This window comes from Flavobacterium aquaticum (assembly GCF_003259835.1).
Taxonomy (GTDB): Bacteria; Bacteroidota; Bacteroidia; order Flavobacteriales; family Flavobacteriaceae; genus Flavobacterium; species Flavobacterium aquaticum.
In genome coordinates, this window is sequence record NZ_QLMI01000005.1 from 64,321 (window position 1) to 81,256 (window position 16,936).

General features: G+C 31.9%; 19 protein-coding genes and 1 pseudogene. 8 read left to right on the forward strand and 12 right to left on the reverse strand.

Annotation, left to right across the window (positions count from 1 at the left end):
- Window positions 1–36 precede the first annotated feature (36 nt).
- The gene (locus B0I03_RS08880) at window positions 37–801 is read right to left on the reverse strand and encodes a hypothetical protein (protein ID WP_111567091.1); all 765 of its coding nucleotides are present in this window, start codon (window positions 799–801) and stop codon (window positions 37–39) included.
- A 29-nt stretch (window positions 802–830) separates the two neighbouring features.
- The gene (locus B0I03_RS08885) at window positions 831–2,603 is read right to left on the reverse strand and encodes a recombinase family protein (RefSeq protein WP_146603285.1); all 1,773 of its coding nucleotides are present in this window, start codon (window positions 2,601–2,603) and stop codon (window positions 831–833) included.
- 51 nt (window positions 2,604–2,654) lie between these two features.
- Between B0I03_RS08885 and B0I03_RS08890 the strand changes: the two are divergent.
- Window positions 2,655–3,767, forward strand: a pseudogene (locus B0I03_RS08890) (YifB family Mg chelatase-like AAA ATPase); the annotation flags it as partial.
- Between the two features lie 52 nt (window positions 3,768–3,819).
- Here the strand turns inward: B0I03_RS08890 and B0I03_RS08895 are convergent.
- The 8 genes from B0I03_RS08895 to panB all read right to left on the reverse strand — a co-directional run bounded on the left by B0I03_RS08895 (window position 3,820) and on the right by panB (window position 8,770).
- Window positions 3,820–4,236, reverse strand: a complete 417-nt coding sequence (locus B0I03_RS08895) for a DUF2452 domain-containing protein (protein ID WP_111567277.1) — start codon at window positions 4,234–4,236, stop codon at window positions 3,820–3,822.
- A gap of 1 nt (window position 4,237) precedes the next feature.
- Window positions 4,238–4,528, reverse strand: coding sequence for a TIGR03643 family protein (locus B0I03_RS08900; protein WP_111567276.1), 291 nt, complete (start codon window positions 4,526–4,528; stop codon window positions 4,238–4,240).
- 73 nt (window positions 4,529–4,601) lie between these two features.
- The gene (locus tag B0I03_RS13365; protein WP_394338071.1) at window positions 4,602–4,736 is read right to left on the reverse strand and encodes an SET domain-containing protein-lysine N-methyltransferase; all 135 of its coding nucleotides are present in this window, start codon (window positions 4,734–4,736) and stop codon (window positions 4,602–4,604) included.
- Window positions 4,703–5,011 carry an SET domain-containing protein gene (locus tag B0I03_RS08905; RefSeq protein WP_245902987.1) on the reverse strand — a complete coding sequence of 103 codons (309 nt, stop codon included), beginning with the start codon at window positions 5,009–5,011 and terminating at the stop codon, window positions 4,703–4,705. The genes B0I03_RS13365 and B0I03_RS08905 overlap by 34 nt, the downstream gene beginning before the upstream one ends.
- 2 nt (window positions 5,012–5,013) lie before the next feature.
- Window positions 5,014–5,868, reverse strand: a complete 855-nt coding sequence (ypfJ, locus tag B0I03_RS08910) for a KPN_02809 family neutral zinc metallopeptidase (RefSeq protein WP_111567093.1) — start codon at window positions 5,866–5,868, stop codon at window positions 5,014–5,016.
- A gap of 20 nt (window positions 5,869–5,888) precedes the next feature.
- The gene (locus B0I03_RS08915; protein WP_111567094.1) at window positions 5,889–7,241 is read right to left on the reverse strand and encodes a hypothetical protein; all 1,353 of its coding nucleotides are present in this window, start codon (window positions 7,239–7,241) and stop codon (window positions 5,889–5,891) included.
- A 12-nt stretch (window positions 7,242–7,253) separates the two neighbouring features.
- Complete coding sequence (locus B0I03_RS08920) at window positions 7,254–7,949, reverse strand: RluA family pseudouridine synthase (RefSeq protein ID WP_111567095.1); 696 nt, start codon at window positions 7,947–7,949, stop codon at window positions 7,254–7,256.
- Window positions 7,950–7,951: 2 nt separating this feature from the next.
- The gene (panB, locus tag B0I03_RS08925; protein WP_111567096.1) at window positions 7,952–8,770 is read right to left on the reverse strand and encodes a 3-methyl-2-oxobutanoate hydroxymethyltransferase; all 819 of its coding nucleotides are present in this window, start codon (window positions 8,768–8,770) and stop codon (window positions 7,952–7,954) included.
- Window positions 8,771–8,900: 130 nt separating this feature from the next.
- On the opposite strand from panB, the gene nhaD reads away from it, so the two are divergent.
- The 7 genes from nhaD (at window position 8,901) to B0I03_RS08960 (ending at window position 15,132) form a co-directional block, all read left to right on the forward strand.
- Entirely contained in the window at window positions 8,901–10,187 is a 1,287-nt protein-coding gene (nhaD, locus tag B0I03_RS08930; RefSeq protein WP_111567097.1) for a sodium:proton antiporter NhaD, read from the forward strand.
- 11 nt (window positions 10,188–10,198) lie between these two features.
- On the forward strand, window positions 10,199–10,639 hold the full coding sequence (locus B0I03_RS08935) for a nuclear transport factor 2 family protein (RefSeq protein ID WP_111567098.1): 441 nt from the start codon (window positions 10,199–10,201) through the stop codon (window positions 10,637–10,639).
- 90 nt (window positions 10,640–10,729) lie between these two features.
- Complete coding sequence (locus B0I03_RS08940) at window positions 10,730–11,800, forward strand: sensor histidine kinase (protein ID WP_245902989.1); 1,071 nt, start codon at window positions 10,730–10,732, stop codon at window positions 11,798–11,800.
- The gene (locus tag B0I03_RS08945; protein ID WP_111567099.1) at window positions 11,793–12,476 is read left to right on the forward strand and encodes a response regulator; all 684 of its coding nucleotides are present in this window, start codon (window positions 11,793–11,795) and stop codon (window positions 12,474–12,476) included. The genes B0I03_RS08940 and B0I03_RS08945 overlap by 8 nt, the downstream gene beginning before the upstream one ends.
- A gap of 13 nt (window positions 12,477–12,489) precedes the next feature.
- Window positions 12,490–12,750 carry a hypothetical protein gene (locus tag B0I03_RS08950; protein WP_111567100.1) on the forward strand — a complete coding sequence of 87 codons (261 nt, stop codon included), beginning with the start codon at window positions 12,490–12,492 and terminating at the stop codon, window positions 12,748–12,750.
- A 2-nt stretch (window positions 12,751–12,752) separates the two neighbouring features.
- Window positions 12,753–14,105 carry a TrkH family potassium uptake protein gene (locus B0I03_RS08955; protein ID WP_111567101.1) on the forward strand — a complete coding sequence of 451 codons (1,353 nt, stop codon included), beginning with the start codon at window positions 12,753–12,755 and terminating at the stop codon, window positions 14,103–14,105.
- Entirely contained in the window at window positions 14,083–15,132 is a 1,050-nt protein-coding gene (locus B0I03_RS08960; protein ID WP_111567102.1) for an outer membrane beta-barrel protein, read from the forward strand. Before B0I03_RS08955 ends, B0I03_RS08960 begins: the two co-directional genes overlap by 23 nt.
- On the opposite strand, the gene B0I03_RS13300 is transcribed toward B0I03_RS08960, so the two are convergent.
- Window positions 15,104–15,487 (reverse strand): ribosomal maturation YjgA family protein, encoded by a 384-nt coding sequence (locus B0I03_RS13300; RefSeq protein WP_111567103.1) that lies wholly within the window; start codon window positions 15,485–15,487, stop codon window positions 15,104–15,106. The genes B0I03_RS08960 and B0I03_RS13300 overlap by 29 nt on opposite strands.
- Window positions 15,487–16,902 (reverse strand): L-serine ammonia-lyase, encoded by a 1,416-nt coding sequence (locus B0I03_RS08970; protein WP_111567104.1) that lies wholly within the window; start codon window positions 16,900–16,902, stop codon window positions 15,487–15,489. Before B0I03_RS08970 ends, B0I03_RS13300 begins: the two co-directional genes overlap by 1 nt.
- Window positions 16,903–16,936: the final 34 nt, after the last annotated feature.

Consider the following 16,936-nt stretch of genomic DNA (forward strand, 5'->3'; position numbering starts at 1 on the left):
AAATAAAAAAAGTGGCTGGAAATGCCACTTTGCAGATTATTCTTCAAATAAATTATCAAATTTCACAATCTTGATTTTTTCATTTTTCTTTTTATCTGTAATTGAATAGAAAATGTATTTATCATTAAGGTATTTTAGTTTTACCGTAGTGTTTGGATATTTTGTTTTAATATCATTTTCAACTTTTTTAATGTTTACCAGATTATTTGGGAATAACATTTGTTTATTGAATTCTGAATAATATTTTAATACAACACTCATTGTAAAAAATCCTAAAATACTAAATAGAAAATATCTAAGTGGTTCTAATATTTTCTTTTCTGAATATGGTTTTAGATTTTCGATAGATATTATTTCAAGATAGAAAATTAGCACAAAAATTAAAAAATTTAATGGTACAGCCAAAAAAAATGAAAATGACTGATTAATGTTATCTAAGAAAAAGTTTGTGATTTTTTCATACCAAACCCCCATAATTAAAAACGAGATTATTATAAACAATATACCTAAATATTTTTTTGGTTTTTTAACATCGAAATATGTTGTTGTTATTTCCTTATTTTCAGTATTTATTTCTTCACTAAATATTTCTTTTGGTGTATAAATTATCCATAAAAAAAATAACAATATTACAACTAATGTTAAAATACCATCTGGTATTAATTGACTTACAGAAAAAAATCTAATGTAAGATAATGACATTTTAGATAATTCAATCAATTGCCATATTGCACCAAAAATTGGTGGTATGGCAATTATTAAACTGAAATATTTTAGTAATGATTCTAAGAATTTTTCCATTTGAAATTTTATGAGTTAAACAAATATAATTATTTAGGATTGATTGAAAGCCAATTTTCTTCTGGAACAATATCAATTGTATCTGGTAGAATATTTTGATTAACATCTTTTACTTTTTCAGCCAATTCAAATAACTTTTCAACTTCTTCTTCAATATCCTTCAAATCATTCATAAGAACATTATTCTTGAATACTGGATTGTTTTCCATTTTTGAAACTGCAATGTATTGATAAGATTTTACTTTGTTATGTCCACGTCTATGTGATTTCTTTACATCAATTATCAGCTTCAAAGTATTTGGAATAATTACACCGTTAATCTTAATTTCAAGTGTTATAAGAGCGAATCTTTTATTAAGAGTATTGATGTATATTTTATTAATAAACTGTTTGAAGATGGTCTGTAATTCAGTCCTATTATTCTTTGCATTTATTAGCATTTCTTTTGTTGCAGTTTCTTTATCATAATTTGCAACAGTTAACTGTTTATCAAAGATTTGTTTTTTAAGAATAGATATCTTTTTATTCAAAGCTTCAATTTCATTTGATAGTTCCTTTTCTTTATTTTCAAATAGTTCTTTTTTGTAACTTGGATTTGATAGATACAAATCAAGAAGCCTTTCAAGTTCTCTTTCTTTTGATGCTAATACATTAGATTGCAATTTGAACTGTAATTCAATATCAGATAATTCAGCCTTTATTTGATTTAGGATATCATTTGGGTTATCCAGATATTTCAGAAGGTTTTCAGATTGAATTAACTGGTGATAAATAACACTTTCAATAAGGTTGATGTTGATACCAGCATTTCCACATTGTTGACCTTTTTTAAGAAATGAAACACATCTGTAAAATTCGTGTGATTTCTTTAAATTAAAAGTTCCTAAATACTTTTTACCACATTTACCACAATAACAAAAGTCTTTCAGTAGGTAAGTGTAAGATGTTAAATAATTACGATGTGTTTTTGTGGTTCGCAAAGTATTAGCTTGTTCCCAAATTTCTTCTGAAATGATTTGTGGTGTAGGTATTTTTTCACCTTTGAAGATTCTTGTTCCCTTGTATATTGGATTTTTAATCATTTGAAGTATTGTGTTACCATCCCAAAGAATATCAGCACCCGATTTTTCAATTCCAGTTTTTTCAAATGAAACCGTTTTATCCTTATGGGTTTTTGCAAGTCTTGTTGGAATCTTCATATCATTAAGTATTCCAGCAATTACCCTTGTTCCTTTACCTTCAAGATACATCTGAAAAATCTTTTCAACCACCATTGCTTCATCTTCATCAATAACTTGCATTTTATCCACATTAGCATATCCATAAGCTTGATTGTTACCAGCAACTTTACCACTTTTAACGGCTTCAAGTTTGCCAGATTTCATTCTGGTTTTCATTGTTTCGGCTTCTGAATGTGCAAATTCCATCAATACTTGAAGGATGATTGACATTATAGTATTTCTTGAACCATCTGGGTTAAGTGTTGATTGACCAATGGACTGAATATAAATTGGAATATTTTTATCAGTTAAATCATCAATAATTTTTCTTGTATGTGATGGGTCACGTCCAAGGCGTGAGATTTCAGAAATGTAGATGCATTTATAATTTGAAGCTTCTGAAATTAGTTTATTTAACTGGGGTCTTTCTTTATCATATCCAGATAACTTTTCAGCAAATATTTCTATTTGATTAATATTATATCCGTGATTATTAATAACTTTGGTTAAATCTGATATTTGACGGTCATAAATTTGATTATCAACCGTTGATACCCTTGCATAAATTGCCACTTTATTCATAGTATTGTATTTAAGTATGTATGGCAAATGTATTCCATATATTCCGAAATTGCAAAAGAAGCCGCTATAGTTGAAAATATTGATGTTTATGGAATTTCAAATGTTACCGAAGTAATCGAATTTTTTGAAGGAAAAGGAAATTTAGAACCCACAAGAATCGATACAACCGAAGAATTTTCAAAAACCTTAAACTTTCCAGAACACGATTTTGCCGATGTCAAAGGACAAGAAGGAATAAAACGTTGTATGGAGATTGCAGCGGCTGGTGGTCATAATATTATTTTAATTGGTCCGCCAGGTTCAGGAAAAACAATGTTGGCAAAGCGATTACCAAGTATTTTACCTCCAATGACGATGCGAGAAGCCTTGGAAACCACTAAAATTCATTCGGTAGCAGGTAAAACTAAGGATGTTGGATTGATGGCACAACGCCCTTTTCGTAGTCCGCATCATACAGCCTCAAGTGTAAGTTTAGTTGGAGGTGGAAGTTATCCACAACCAGGTGAAATTTCTTTGGCACATAACGGCGTTTTATTTTTAGATGAATTACCCGAATTTAAACGAGAAGTTTTAGAAGTAATGCGCCAACCTTTAGAAGATAGGGAAGTTACGATTTCAAGAGCGAAATTTACGATTACGTATCCATCTTCTTTTATGTTGGTCGCAAGTATGAATCCGAGTCCGGGAGGTTATTTTAATGATCCAAATGCTCCTGTGAGTTCATCTCCTCAAGAAATGCAACGTTATTTGAGTAAGATTTCGGGACCATTGTTAGATCGAATTGATATTCACATTGAAGTTGCGCCAGTTCCGTTTGAAAAACTAACTGAGACTCGAAAAGCAGAAAGTAGCGTAGCTATCAGAGAACGTGTTACGAAAGCACGACAAATTCAATCACAACGCTTTGAAAACTTTGAACACATTCACTATAATGCCCAAATGAGTAGTAAATTAATACGTGAGTTTTGTGTTTTAGATGAGGTTTCGTTGCAATTACTAAAAACTGCGATGGAACGTTTGAATTTATCCGCAAGAGCTTATGATAGAATTTTAAAAGTTTCCAGAACGATTGCCGATTTAGAGAATTCTGATTCTATTCAATCGCATCATATTGCAGAAGCGATTCAGTATAGAAGTTTGGATAGGGAAGGATGGTTAGGTTAGTTAAATAGTAATTATTGAATTCTTCTAATTGCTTCTAGAAGAATTCAATAATTTAAAAAATATCGTTTTTGGAATCTATTTGAATCCATTTTTTATTGCTATTCAGTTTAAAAGAACCAATATGTTCTTTATTCCAAAAATCGGGATGAATTAATGACAGAAAATTGGAACCATCTTTTGCTAAATACAAATGATACGTTTCACCAATTATAGGTTCAAACGAATATTTGGCATTGTATAAAATTTCATTCCATTCGTATTCTTGCATTAATTTTTCATACTCGGCTTTGAGTTCGTTAAACTTGCTTTCAAATTCTTTGTTTACGTTTCTAATACCAATATTTTTCCAATCTACAACGTTATCCAATTTAATTGCTGGCGCGCCAACACTCGTAGGATAAGCGAGAACATTAGCATTATATCCGTTTTCTTCTGAAAAAACTACATTATCAGGAATTTTGCTTTTCATCTTATCTTTTTGAAATTTTGTTGTTTGTAATGGCTCTTTGAAGTTTGCATTTGAATCTATCAATACTTTCAACTCGTTTTGCTAAATGTTTTGTTTTGCAATTTTCAACCCTATTTCTCCACAATTTATAACTGCTGAATTTGAGTTCTTTTTTCATTAAAGCCTTAACATCTGCTTCACTCAAACCAAATTGAAATTTTATTGCATCAAAAGGAGTTCTGTCTTCCCAAGCCATTTCTATTATTCTATCAATTTCAATATCGGTGAAGTCTTTTTTGGATGAAACATTCATTTTGTTTAAAAAAAAATTAAAAATATTAAACAAAATTACAAAAAAAAATAGTTTAAAAGGGAATAGATTAGAATTATTTATGTTTTTTCCAATATTTAGCTCCATAGCTACAAAAAATCTCTTGTTGGGATTTGATTTTCTTTGTAGCTACGATGCAAACATTATCATTATCGTCTAATGTGATTTTGGAATTATTTTTGAATGTGATTTAGAGAAAGCTTCGGCATCATTGGCATACTTGGCAAAGCAATCAACATTCATTGAATCTAATATTGAACCGTCTAGCATGTTAATGAAATAGCGGTCATTTCCTTCAGAAACTCTTTTTTGAGCTTCTTTATTGGATAAAATTTCTCCTTTAAAAAGTGAGATAATTTCATTTGGATAAATGTCAATTGCTGTAAACAAACCTTTTCCAGCATTTGGTATTTGAGAATCTTGAATATATAAATAATCAGATTCGGGTGCTTCAATTTTCAACACAATTAAAGTTCTTCGGCAAAAGTATCTCCTAAACGAATATCGCCCGATTTAAAGCCTTTCATAAACCATTTCATACGTTGTTCAGACGAACCGTGAGTAAATGAATCAGGAACAATATGTCCTTGCATTTTACTTTGAATAGCATCGTCACCTACAGCATGTGCAGCACTTAAAGCTTCTTCAATATCGCCTTCCTCTAAGTATTTTTGGTTGTAATGCGCCCATAATCCGCCATAAAAATCGGCTTGTAATTCTAAGCATACAGAAAGTTTATTAGCTTCGGCTTCACTTTTAGATTGTTGTAATTGTCTTACTTTTCCCGAAGTTCCAAGAATTGTTTGCACATGATGTCCTACTTCGTGAGCAATTACATAAGCTATAGCAAAATCGCCACCTTTAGCACCAAAACGGGTTCGTAATTCTTCAAAAAAAGCTAAATCCATATATACTTTATGATCGCCAGGACAATAAAATGGACCTGAAGCAGAACTTGCGCCTCCACAAGCAGTTTCTACAGAACCTGTGAACAAGACCATTTTAGGTTGTTCGTATGTTCCTAAATTATTTTCTTCAAATATTTTGGTCCAAATATCTTCTGTGTCAGCAAAAACAGTTGAAACGAATTCGCCCATTTCTTTTTCTTCTGGAGTAAGTTCTCTTTGTTCTACTTGTTCGGTTTGTTGTGCACCTTGACTTTGTTGAATGGTATCAACAAATGGAGCTGCTTCGGGAAAAAACATTTTTACGAGAAAAAATACGATTGCGATGGCTCCACCACCTGCAATAACTTTTCCTCCGCCCGACATTCCTCTTCTGTCTTCTACGTTGTCACTTTGACGTCTACCTCTCCATTTCATATAAAATATTTTTTAAATTATTAAAATCCGAAACGAACTCCTAAATATAAATCGGCTTGTTTTCCACTATCAGCTAAAGCTGTAAAAACACTGTTTGATCCTATGAAAAATCCAGCTAATCTAAAACCAATTCCACTTGTAAATCCTGAAATTTCATTTGCTGCCAGTGGGGCATAAGCTTCAAACCATTTTGCTGTAAATCTTGGTATTAAAGTATATGAATTTTGAGTAGTTATAATGTCGCTTTCACTATCATCGCTAACTTTTTGATTGATGCTTCCTGTTACAAACCATTTTTTAGTTAAACGAACATCAGCATAAGCATTAATGACGGTTGGTAATTTCACAGTATAATCTGCTGTGCTTGATGTTGATTGAAAATATGCCGCATTTGCAGGATCGTTCAAAATTGCTTCAATTTCAGATAAACTTTCTGCATTTTCAAATTGATTTAAATCTAAACTTTCAAAATCATCAACATTTAAGATGTAGTTTTTACTTAAATTATTATCCGATTTAAAAGTCATTGAACCTATATTTTTTATTGAAAGTCCGGCATTTAATCGGTAACTGTTTGCGTCATTTTCATCTTTCCAGCGATAGTTTACTGCAATATCAGTTGCAAATCCGTTAATTCCTTGAGAGAAAAATTCGTTATAGTTTCCTTGGTCGTTATAATCATCCGCTAAAACACCAGCATAAGCGATATTAATATTAGCAGAAGCATCAACAAGTGAAATATCTCCAAAATTATTTACAATAGTTCCATTTAGATTATCTGCAGAAAAGTTGGCATAAGCTCCTGGAAATAATAAACGTAAATTAGCTCCAACATTCAATTTATGTTTAGGTAAATCGATTAAGTTTCTGGCAATTGTAAAACTAAGTTCTCCCCAAGTGGTGGCATTTAATCTTTGATTGTCATTTGAAGAAATAGCGGTTTGAGAGAAAATATCACTTAAATTACCATTCTGAATAGCATCTCCTAATTTTGAATCTACATTAATAGCATTTGCTTTTATGTTTGCTACAGAGGTAATTCCAAAACCCCATTTTTGATATTTAAAAGCAAAAGAAGGACCAAGAATTTGAGCATCTAATCTTAAGTTTACTGCTTCATCTCCTTCAAAAATTTTATCTTCTAAGTTATCTCCACTAACTAAATCGCTAAAAGTTAGTTTGTTATTAGCCATTCCTAGCGAAAAATTAAAAAGATTCGCTTCATATTTAGTGTTCATATTAACTAATTCGGCTGGATTGTTATTTGCATTTAACAAACCACCTCTTTTAGATGTTGAAATTCCACTAAAATGTTCTTGAGAGAAGGAGTAACAAGCTGAAATTAATGTTAGAGAAAGAATTAATTTTTTCATAGATTTTAGATATTAGAGTGTATTCCAAATGCTATCTTTTGGTGTTGGTGCATTAAATATAATAATTTCTTTTGAAACAGGATGTGTTAGAACTAATTTTCTAGCATGTAGATGTATTCCTCCATCTGGATTACTTCTATCAAAACCATATTTTAAATCGCCCTTAATTGGGCAACCTATTGCTTGTAATTGGGCTCTAATTTGATGGTGTCTTCCTGTATGCAAATCAATTTCTAAAACAAAATAATTATCTAGTTTTTTTATAATTTGATAACTTAAGCTAGCTTTTTTACTTTCAGGAACTTCTTTTAAATGGGCTTTTGAAGTATTGCTTTTAGTATTTCGTTTTAAGAAATGAATTAAAGTATCTTTTTCTTTTGGAGGACAATTTTTTACCACTGCCCAATACGTTTTTTGTGTTTCTCTATTTTTAAACGTTTCGTTTAAACGTGTTAAAGCCTTAGAAGTTTTTGCAAAAACAACAATTCCAGTAGTTGGTCTGTCTAAACGATGAACGACTCCTAAAAAAACATCGCCAGGTTTATTGTATTTTTCTTTGATGTATTCTTTTACCACATCCGAAAGTGGTTTATCTCCGGTTTTATCTCCTTGAACAATATCGCCTACACGCTTATTAATGACAATGATATGGTTGTCTTCGTGAAGGATTTGAAGATTATCTTTTGTTGAAATTTCTTTAGTAGACACAATTAATATTGTTCGTTAGCATTTGGAAAATCTTGTGATTTCACATCCGTAACATATTGCCCAATGGCTTTTGTCATTTGATCGTACAAATCTAAATAACGACGTAAGAATCTTGGGCTGAATTCATTATTCATTCCTAACATGTCGTGAATTACCAAAACTTGTCCATCAACGCCACCACCTGCGCCAATTCCAATTACAGGAATAGAAATACTTTTAGCTACTTTCTCAGCCAAAGCTGCAGGAATTTTTTCTAAGACTAAGGCAAAACAACCTAGTTTTTCAAGCATTTTTGCATCTTCTAACAACTTTTCTGCTTCTGCGTCTTCTTTTGCTCTAACGGTGTATGTTCCAAATTTATAAATAGATTGAGGTGTCAAACCCAAATGTCCCATTACAGGAATTCCAGCATTTAATATTTTTTTTATCGAATCTTTTATTTCGCTTCCACCTTCTAATTTTACAGCATGTCCGCCACTTTCTTTCATTATTCTGATAGAAGAACGCAACGCTTCTTTAGAATCTGATTGGTAACTTCCGAAAGGTAAATCAACCACGACTAAAGCTCTTTCACAAGCTCTAACCACACTTGATGCGTGATAAATCATTTGGTCTAGTGTTATTGGAAGAGTTGTTTCATGTCCTGCCATAACATTACTTGCCGAATCACCTACTAAAATAACATCAACTCCAGCTGAATCTACAATTTTTGCCATTGTAAAATCATATGAAGTTAGCATGGAGATTTTTTCTCCATTTTCTTTCATATCTATTAAGGTTCTTGTTGTAATTCTTTTATAATCTTTCTTAGCTACTGACATGTTTTATCGTATTTGAAACACAAAGGTAGTAAATGTTATTTTCTTTTTTAAAAAGGTGAAAAATATTTATCAAATATTAAATTAATGTTAAATTAATGTTTTAATTTAGTGCCGTTTTAAAAATAAAAAAATGATCCCTATATTACTCTTCGTTGCAATTCTTGGCTATTTATCAGTTATTTTAGAGTCTCCTATTCGAATAAATAAAACAATTACCGCATTACTTACTGGAACAATTTGTTGGGTTGTTATTGCTTTATATAGTAACGATGATCAACATTTGGTTACAGAAAGATTGATGGAATATTTTGGAGAAATTTCTGGCTTGTTGATATTTTTGATGGGAGCAATGACTATAGTAGAATTAATCGACATACACAAAGGTTTTACGGTAATTACAAGCAGAATTAGAACAACATCGGTATTGAGGTTATTATGGATTGTTGCTTTTATAACCTTTGTTCTTTCTGCTTTACTAGATAATTTGGCAACCGCTATCATTATGGTGACACTTTTGAGAAAGTTAATGCCAAAAGGAGAAATTAGAATGGTATTAACAGGAATTGTTGTTATCGCAGCTAATGCTGGAGGAGCTTTTAGTCCGATTGGTGATGTTACTACAACTTTATTATGGATTGGCGGACAAGTAAGTTCTTTTGGAATTGTGAAAGCCCTGATTTTGCCTTCTATCATGGTGTTGTTAGTTCCTGTTATAATCGCAAGTTTTAGTATGAAAGGATTTGCTGTTCTTCGTGCTCAAGTTTCGATGGCTCAGGTGCGTCAGGAAGAAAAAATGAGAGGAAGTATGAGTGTTTTCATTGCTGGTGTGGTAGGTTTAGTAATGGTTCCTGTAATTAAAACTTTAACTGGATTACCTCCATTTATTGGTGTTTTAATTTCATTATCAATGGTTTCTTTAGTTTCGATAATGTATCACAGAAAGAAAACACAAGAAGAAAAAGACAAATTCTCAGTAGCTTATGCCTTAACCAAAGTAGATATTAGTTCAATTCTTTATTTCATGGGAATCTTATTAATGGTATTTGCTTTGCAAGAAGTAGGTGTTTTGAGAGAAATGGCAGATTTCTTAATTAAAACTTTACCAAATACAGATTCTATGATTGTTGCAATAGGAGTTTTATCTTCAATTGTAGATAACGGAAGTTTAGTTGCTGCAACGCAAGGAATGTTCTCATTAGCAGATTATCCAATGGATCACACTTTATGGGAATTTATCGCTTTATGCGCAGGAACAGGAGGAAGTATGTTAGTAATTGGTTCTGCTGCAGGAATAGCCGTAATGGAGAAAGAAAAAATCACATTTATGTGGTATTTAAAAAAGATAACACCTTTAGCTATTGCGGGTTATGTTGCTGGAATTGTAACATATTTAGTTCAAGTGCTACTAATGCATTAAAATGAATTAATATGAAACCTCTATTCTTGTTGATACTTTTTAGTTTATCAAGTTCTATTTTTGCTCAAGATTCCAATCCAAAAAAAGTGGTAGATGATTTTTTTACAGCTTTCCATGCAAAAGATACTGTTGCATTAAGAGAATTATGCCATCCTGAAATTGTAGTGCGAACAGTTGCTAATACAAAAGAAGGTTATAAATTAAAAGACGAAAAGTTTGATGAGTTTTTAAATTCAATTGCAACAATTCCTGCGAATTTAAAGGTTTTTGAAAAACTTATCGATTATAAAGTAGAAATTGATGGCAACTTAGCACACGTTTGGACTCCGTATGAATTTTACGTAAATGATAAGTTAAGCCATATTGGTGCCAACGCTTTTACTTTGTATAACGACAATGGAAAATGGCAAATTATTCATTTAATTGATACCAGAAGAAAGAAATCTTTATAAAATCTTTATACTTATTAGCACTTCTTTTATACGCTATTTATAAAACCCAACTTATCTTTGCCAAGTAATTCAATGGTAAAGTTTTAAAGCGTGTTTAGTAGAACATCAAATCTTAATAATCAATATATTTTCAGCATAATATTAGTGGTGCTGATTTCGCTTGCATGCTTTGCATTTAAAGAAATTATTGGTTATAAAGTAATAGCATTTATCCTTTTGGTTACCGTTTCTTTTGTAGCCATGTTTTACAGAATTGTTCCTACATTATTAGCTGCTGTTTTGAGTGCTTTAATTTGGAATTTCTTTTTCATCAAGCCTTATTATACGTTTCATATCGGAAATACTGAAGACAAATTTATGTTCTTTATGTATTTTGTAATTGCTTTAATTAATGCTGTTTTGACGTTCAAAATCAGACAAATTGAACGAATTGCGAATGAAAAAGAGTCAAAATTACAATCCATAAAACTCTACAACACCCTTTTAGATAGTTTATCTCACGAATTAAAAACGCCTATTGCAGCCATTATTGGTTCAACCGATGCGCTTCAAAGCAACGCAATTATGTCCGATAATCAGAAAGAAAAATTATTGGAAGAAATTTCAATTGCTTCGTTGCGACTGAATAATCAAGTTGAAAATTTATTGAATATGTCGCGATTAGAATCGGGTGTTATTGTTGCAAAAATGGATTGGGTTGATGTAAATGAAATTGTTTATGAAGTAATTAGAGCGCTGAAAATTAAATCATACACACAAAAAATAGTAGTTACTGCTCCCGAAAATCTACCGCTTTTTAAATTGGATTACGGTTTAACAGAACATGTTATTTACAATTTATTGAACAATGCCATAATTTATACGCCTGAAAAAAGCACTATAACAATCAATTTATCATATACCGAAGCTACTTTGCAAATTAAAATTTTAGATGAAGGAAAAGGTTTTCCAGAAGATGAAATTGCCTTTGTTTTTGATAAATTTTACCGACTTAAAAATTCGCGACCAGGTGGTTCTGGTTTAGGATTGTCTATTGTTAAAGGTTTCGTTGAAGCGCAAAACGGAACTGTAACTTTAGAAAATAGAGTAGAAGATGGAGCCAAATTCGTAATCAAAATTAAAACTGAAGTTTCAAAATTTAATCCGACAGAAAATGAATAAGCGCCAAATTTTAGTCATAGATGATGAATCGCAAATCAGAAAACTTTTAGAAATTACTTTAAGTACGAATGATTTTGAGGTAAAATTAGCCGAAAATGGCTTAGAAGGGATTCGTTTTGCAGCCACTTATCAACCGGATTTGATTATGCTTGACTTGGGTTTACCCGATGTTGACGGTCAAAAAGTATTGCAACAATTGCGAGAATGGTATTTGAATCCCATCATGATTTTATCGGTTAAAAGCGAAGAATCAGAAATTGTAAAAGCGTTGGATAATGGAGCGAATGATTATTTGATAAAGCCTTTTAGAACACAGGAATTATTAGCAAGAGTGCGTTCTCACATGAGAAATCACATTAAAGAAGCTTCAGAGCCAATAATTAGTTCTACTAATTTTTCAATTGATTTGGTAGCTCGAATTGTAAAAGTGAATAATGAAGAAGTTAAACTAACACAAACCGAGTTTAATTTGTTAGCCATTTTGGCAAAAAACGAAGGAAAAGTATTAACTCATCAATACTTATTAAAGGAAATTTGGGGAAAAAGTTATAGCGACCAAACCCAATATCTACGGGTGTTTGTAGCACAATTAAGAAAAAAAATTGAGAAAGATGCCAATCATCCCGAAATGATTCTCACCGAAAGCGGAATTGGTTATCGATTTATTCTGACATAAAAAATCATTACATATGGAAAATTCAGATAGCAACACAGCTAATGTGCCAAGCAACAGCGATAGTTTGTCTTTAAATAACGCAATTTGTCCACCACAATCTAACTCAAATTCAGATTATTGGCTTCGAGAATTTATCAAAATTAATCAATGCCCTCAACGAGATGACGCCTTAGAAAATCAGCTCAACGATTTGGGTTTAGTAGCTGAAAAACTCGGATTAGTGCATGCTTCGCACTTTATTAAAAACTATTATAAATTTAAAATTGAAAAATAATAATGCCTAAAACTTTATTTCAAACCGTAAGACGCGAATACTTAAAATTTCATTTGCGATTAAATCCACAACAGAGTTTGTTTTTTGGATTTTTCATGTACATGGTCTTGGGTTGGATTTTTCTATCCTTACCCTTTTCTCAGAAAATCCCAACAGATTTTATTGACACTCTTTTTACATCCACATCAGCGCTTTCCACCACAGGATTGGCAACGGTAAGCACGTTTGATAATTATACTTTTTTTGGACAATTCATAATTCTAACATTGATTCAAATTGGCGGAATTGGTTATATGACGTTAACGACTTATATTTTACTTTCTACCACAAAACAGATTACACATTGGCATAAAAAAATCTTACATAATGAGTTTACTATGCCAAAAGAATTCAAAATTCAGGATTTCTTAAAATCGGTTATTGTATTCACGTTTACCATCGAAATTATTGGAGCTATTTTGTTTTATTTCGCTTTTAGACCTATTCATTCCGATACTTTTTTTACAATTTGGACTAGTATTTTCCATAGTGTTTCTTCTTTTTGTACCGCTGGATTTAGTTTATACAATACTAGTTTTGAAGCTTATGCAACCAATACTTTTTTAAATGGAATTGTACTCTTTTTAACTATTTCAGGAGGATTAGGGTTTATTGTGGTAACAGATATTTGGTATTATTTTTCAAAAAAATCTAATTCCATTTCGTTTACTACAAAAATGATTACTTTATCGTTCTTTGGTGTTTTGTTTATTGCAACAGCAATTACTTTTTTTGGAGAAAGTACCATACAACATTATTCAGTTTTTGAACGATTAGAAATTGCAGCTTTTCAAACGGTTAATGCTATTTCAACTGCAGGATATAATTCAATTCCGTTAAGTAATTTGACTTTAGGAGTTTTGCTAACTATTATTTTTTTAATGTACGTTGGTGCAGCACCATCAAGTACTGGTGGTGGTATGAAAATAACAACTTTAACGGCTGTAATTGCTATTGTAAAGAGCAAAGTAAGAAATCAAGCAAAAGTGACTTATTTAGGTAAAAAAATTCCAGCAGACCGACTAGAAATGGCAGTTTCGACCTTTATTTTTTATACAGCAATTTTATTTTTTAGTGTATTTTTGTTGAGCTTTACTGAAAATCAATCGTTAGAAAAGTTACTATTTGAAGCTACTTCAGCTATTGGAACAGTTGGTTTAAGTATGGGAATTACCGGAAGTTTATCGGTTTGGGGAAAAATAATTTTAATTAGCATAATGTTTATTGGAAGGGTAGGAGTTATTACTTTTGGATTAGCCATTTTAGCTAAAAAACAACATAAAAAAATTGACAATGAAACAGATTTGGCTGTATAGTGTAGTGCTTTTATCCTTTTTAGGAAACGCTCAAGAAAAAGATTCCTTAAAAATTAAAGTTTCTGGTTTTTTAGAAACGTATTATGCATACGATTTTAGTAATCCAACTACAGATGCTAAACTGCCATTTATGTATAATTACAATAGACATAATGAGTTTAATGTGAACAATGGTTTGATTCGTACACAATTACAATACGGAAATGCCTATGCTTCAATTGCGGTTCATGCAGGAACGTATGTAGATGATAATTACGCTTCGGAAGATATAAAATTAGTAAGCGAAGCTTATGTGGGAATGTATTTGAATGACAACAAAAAATCATCCATTGAAGTTGGAATCATGCCAAGTTACATCGGCTTTGAATCGGCAACAACGGCTACCAATTTGACTTTAACACGTTCTATTTTAGCTGAAAATTCGCCTTATTTTATGACAGGAATCAAATACAATTATAAGCCAAATGACAAATGGAGTTTTTCGGGATTGGTAACTAATGGTTGGCAACGCATCAACAAACCACAAAAAGACGTTGCTCCAGCTTTAGGGACTCAAATTATTTACAAACCTTCAGAAAAAACCACTTTTAATTGGAGTACTTTTATCGGAAAAGAGTTTTATGGAACTGAATTGGCAATGCGTTATTTCAACAATTTATATTGGGATAATACATGGAATTCAAAATGGCGCACAATTTTAGGATTTGATTTTGGCATTCAAGACAGTTCGTCTTTAAATGACAAACATTTGTATTGGATGAGTCCCGTTTTGATTACTCAATATTCGATTAATTCAAAATGGCAAACTGCGGTTAGATTTGAATATTATCAAGATGAAGATAATGTGATAATTGCCACTTCAGATACTTTTAAAACCTCAGGAGCTTCCATAAATTTAGATTATTTACCAAATTCAAAAGTAAAATTAAGAACCGAAGCTCGTTATTTCGATTCAAAAGAAGCTATTTTCTTCGATAATAAATCCAATAACTTTTTTGTTACAACGAGTTTAAGTTTTGAGTTTTAATAAGTTTCTTATCTATTAGAAAAGCCATAAAAGTTCCCATTATATAGCAAAGTAAATCCGACCAAAGGAAACCTTCGCCCAAAATGTAATAACCTAAAGTGGTTTTTCTAATAGCTATTAACCAATCGATTTGAACCAATTGTAAGATTTCAATACTAAAACAAAAAAGTAAACTCAGTAGGAGCGAGGTTGATTTTTTTGAATCCATAATCAAAAATCGAAATCCGAAATAAATCAAAACAGCATACAAAATATCTCCAATAAATAACGGAATGCCTGATATTTTCCTTGAAAGTATTCCAAGAATTAAAACCAGTACAATAAGAAAAAAATAATTTAGTCGATTACTTTTCATTAACAATCCGCCAATCCAACAGCAACCGCCAATCCACCTTCTGAGGTTTCTTTGTATTTGGTATTCATGTCTTTAGCTGTTTCCCACATCGTATTGATTACTTTGTCTAATGGCACTTTTGCATTTAAAGCATCGGTTTCTAAGGCTAATTCGGCGGCATTAATGGCTTTAATTGCACCCATTGTATTTCTTTCAATACACGGAATTTGTACCAAACCACCAATCGGGTCGCAAGTTAATCCTAAGTGATGTTCCATTGCAATTTCAGCTGCCATGGTAACTTGAGCTGGAGTTCCTCCCATTAATTCACACAAAGCTGCTGCTGCCATAGCACTTGAAACGCCAATTTCCGCCTGACAACCTCCCATAGCTGCTGAAATGGTTGCGCCTTTTTTGAAGATAGAACCAATTTCGCCTGCTACCATTAAAAATTGTTTGATTTCTTTTTCGCCTGCTTCATGATTTTCGATTACCAAATAATACATCAAAACGGCTGGAATTACTCCCGCACTTCCATTTGTTGGAGCTGTAACCACACGGCCTAACGAAGCATTTACTTCATTTACTGCCAATGCAAAACAACTTACCCATTTTAAAATCTGACGGAATTTAACTTCGGTTTGTCTGATGATTTGCAACCATGAATACGGATCTTCATAAGGTAAAACACCAATTAAATTTTTGTGCATGTCGTACGCTCTTCGTCGCACATTAAGTCCGCCAGGAAGAATTCCTTCTGAATGACAACCAATGTACATGCATTCTAACATCGTATCCCAAATGCGAAGTAATTCGTTGTGAATTTCTTCTTCGCTACGCATGGTTTTCTCATTTTCGTATACAATTTCCGATATTTTTTTATTTTCGGCTACACAAAAAGCCAACAATTCATCTGCTTTTTCCACTGGAAATGGAAAAGTATGTAAAATTTCTTCTTTGTGATGGTCTTCTTTTTCTTTTACAACAAATCCGCCACCAATAGAATAGTAGGTTTCTGAATAAGTCTCGGTATCAGTTTTGGCTGTAAAAGTTAATCCGTTGGCATGAAAAGGTAAAAAGTTTCGGTTGAAAACAATATCAGTTTCAAAACAAAACGGAATTAAGATTTCATTTCCTAAGAAAATTTCTTTCTTGTTTTTGATGGCAGAAATAATCACATCGATACTTTCCACAGGAATATATTCTGGGTCAGCACCGCTTAAACCAAGCATTACAGCTAAATCTGTCGCATGCCCTTTTCCGGTTAATGATAAAGAACCGTATAGATCCACTTTGACACCAATTACGGTATCAATTAGATTACGTTCGCGCAATTCCTTTAAAAATTGTTCGGCAGCACGCCATGGTCCAAGGGTGTGAGAACTCGAAGGTCCAACACCAATCTTTAACATATCAAAAACAGAAATACATTCCATAAATAGTTCTTTAGTATAGCAAAGATAGTTTTTA

Coding starts and splice junctions, on each gene's coding strand:
- B0I03_RS08960 (WP_111567102.1), top strand. CDS start 14,083: ATGAAACAGATTTGGCTGTATAGTGTAGTGCTTTTATCCTTTTTAGGA.
- ypfJ (WP_111567093.1), bottom strand. CDS start 5,868: ATGAAATGGAGAGGTAGACGTCAAAGTGACAACGTAGAAGACAGAAGA.
- B0I03_RS08955 (WP_111567101.1), top strand. CDS start 12,753: ATGCCTAAAACTTTATTTCAAACCGTAAGACGCGAATACTTAAAATTT.
- B0I03_RS08970 (WP_111567104.1), bottom strand. CDS start 16,902: ATGGAATGTATTTCTGTTTTTGATATGTTAAAGATTGGTGTTGGACCT.
- B0I03_RS13300 (WP_111567103.1), bottom strand. CDS start 15,487: ATGAAAAGTAATCGACTAAATTATTTTTTTCTTATTGTACTGGTTTTA.
- B0I03_RS08945 (WP_111567099.1), top strand. CDS start 11,793: ATGAATAAGCGCCAAATTTTAGTCATAGATGATGAATCGCAAATCAGA.
- B0I03_RS08915 (WP_111567094.1), bottom strand. CDS start 7,241: ATGAAAAAATTAATTCTTTCTCTAACATTAATTTCAGCTTGTTACTCC.
- B0I03_RS08895 (WP_111567277.1), bottom strand. CDS start 4,236: ATGAAAAGCAAAATTCCTGATAATGTAGTTTTTTCAGAAGAAAACGGA.
- B0I03_RS08900 (WP_111567276.1), bottom strand. CDS start 4,528: ATGAATGTTTCATCCAAAAAAGACTTCACCGATATTGAAATTGATAGA.
- B0I03_RS08950 (WP_111567100.1), top strand. CDS start 12,490: ATGGAAAATTCAGATAGCAACACAGCTAATGTGCCAAGCAACAGCGAT.
- B0I03_RS08880 (WP_111567091.1), bottom strand. CDS start 801: ATGGAAAAATTCTTAGAATCATTACTAAAATATTTCAGTTTAATAATT.
- panB (WP_111567096.1), bottom strand. CDS start 8,770: ATGTCAGTAGCTAAGAAAGATTATAAAAGAATTACAACAAGAACCTTA.
- B0I03_RS08885 (WP_146603285.1), bottom strand. CDS start 2,603: ATGAATAAAGTGGCAATTTATGCAAGGGTATCAACGGTTGATAATCAA.
- nhaD (WP_111567097.1), top strand. CDS start 8,901: ATGATCCCTATATTACTCTTCGTTGCAATTCTTGGCTATTTATCAGTT.
- B0I03_RS08935 (WP_111567098.1), top strand. CDS start 10,199: ATGAAACCTCTATTCTTGTTGATACTTTTTAGTTTATCAAGTTCTATT.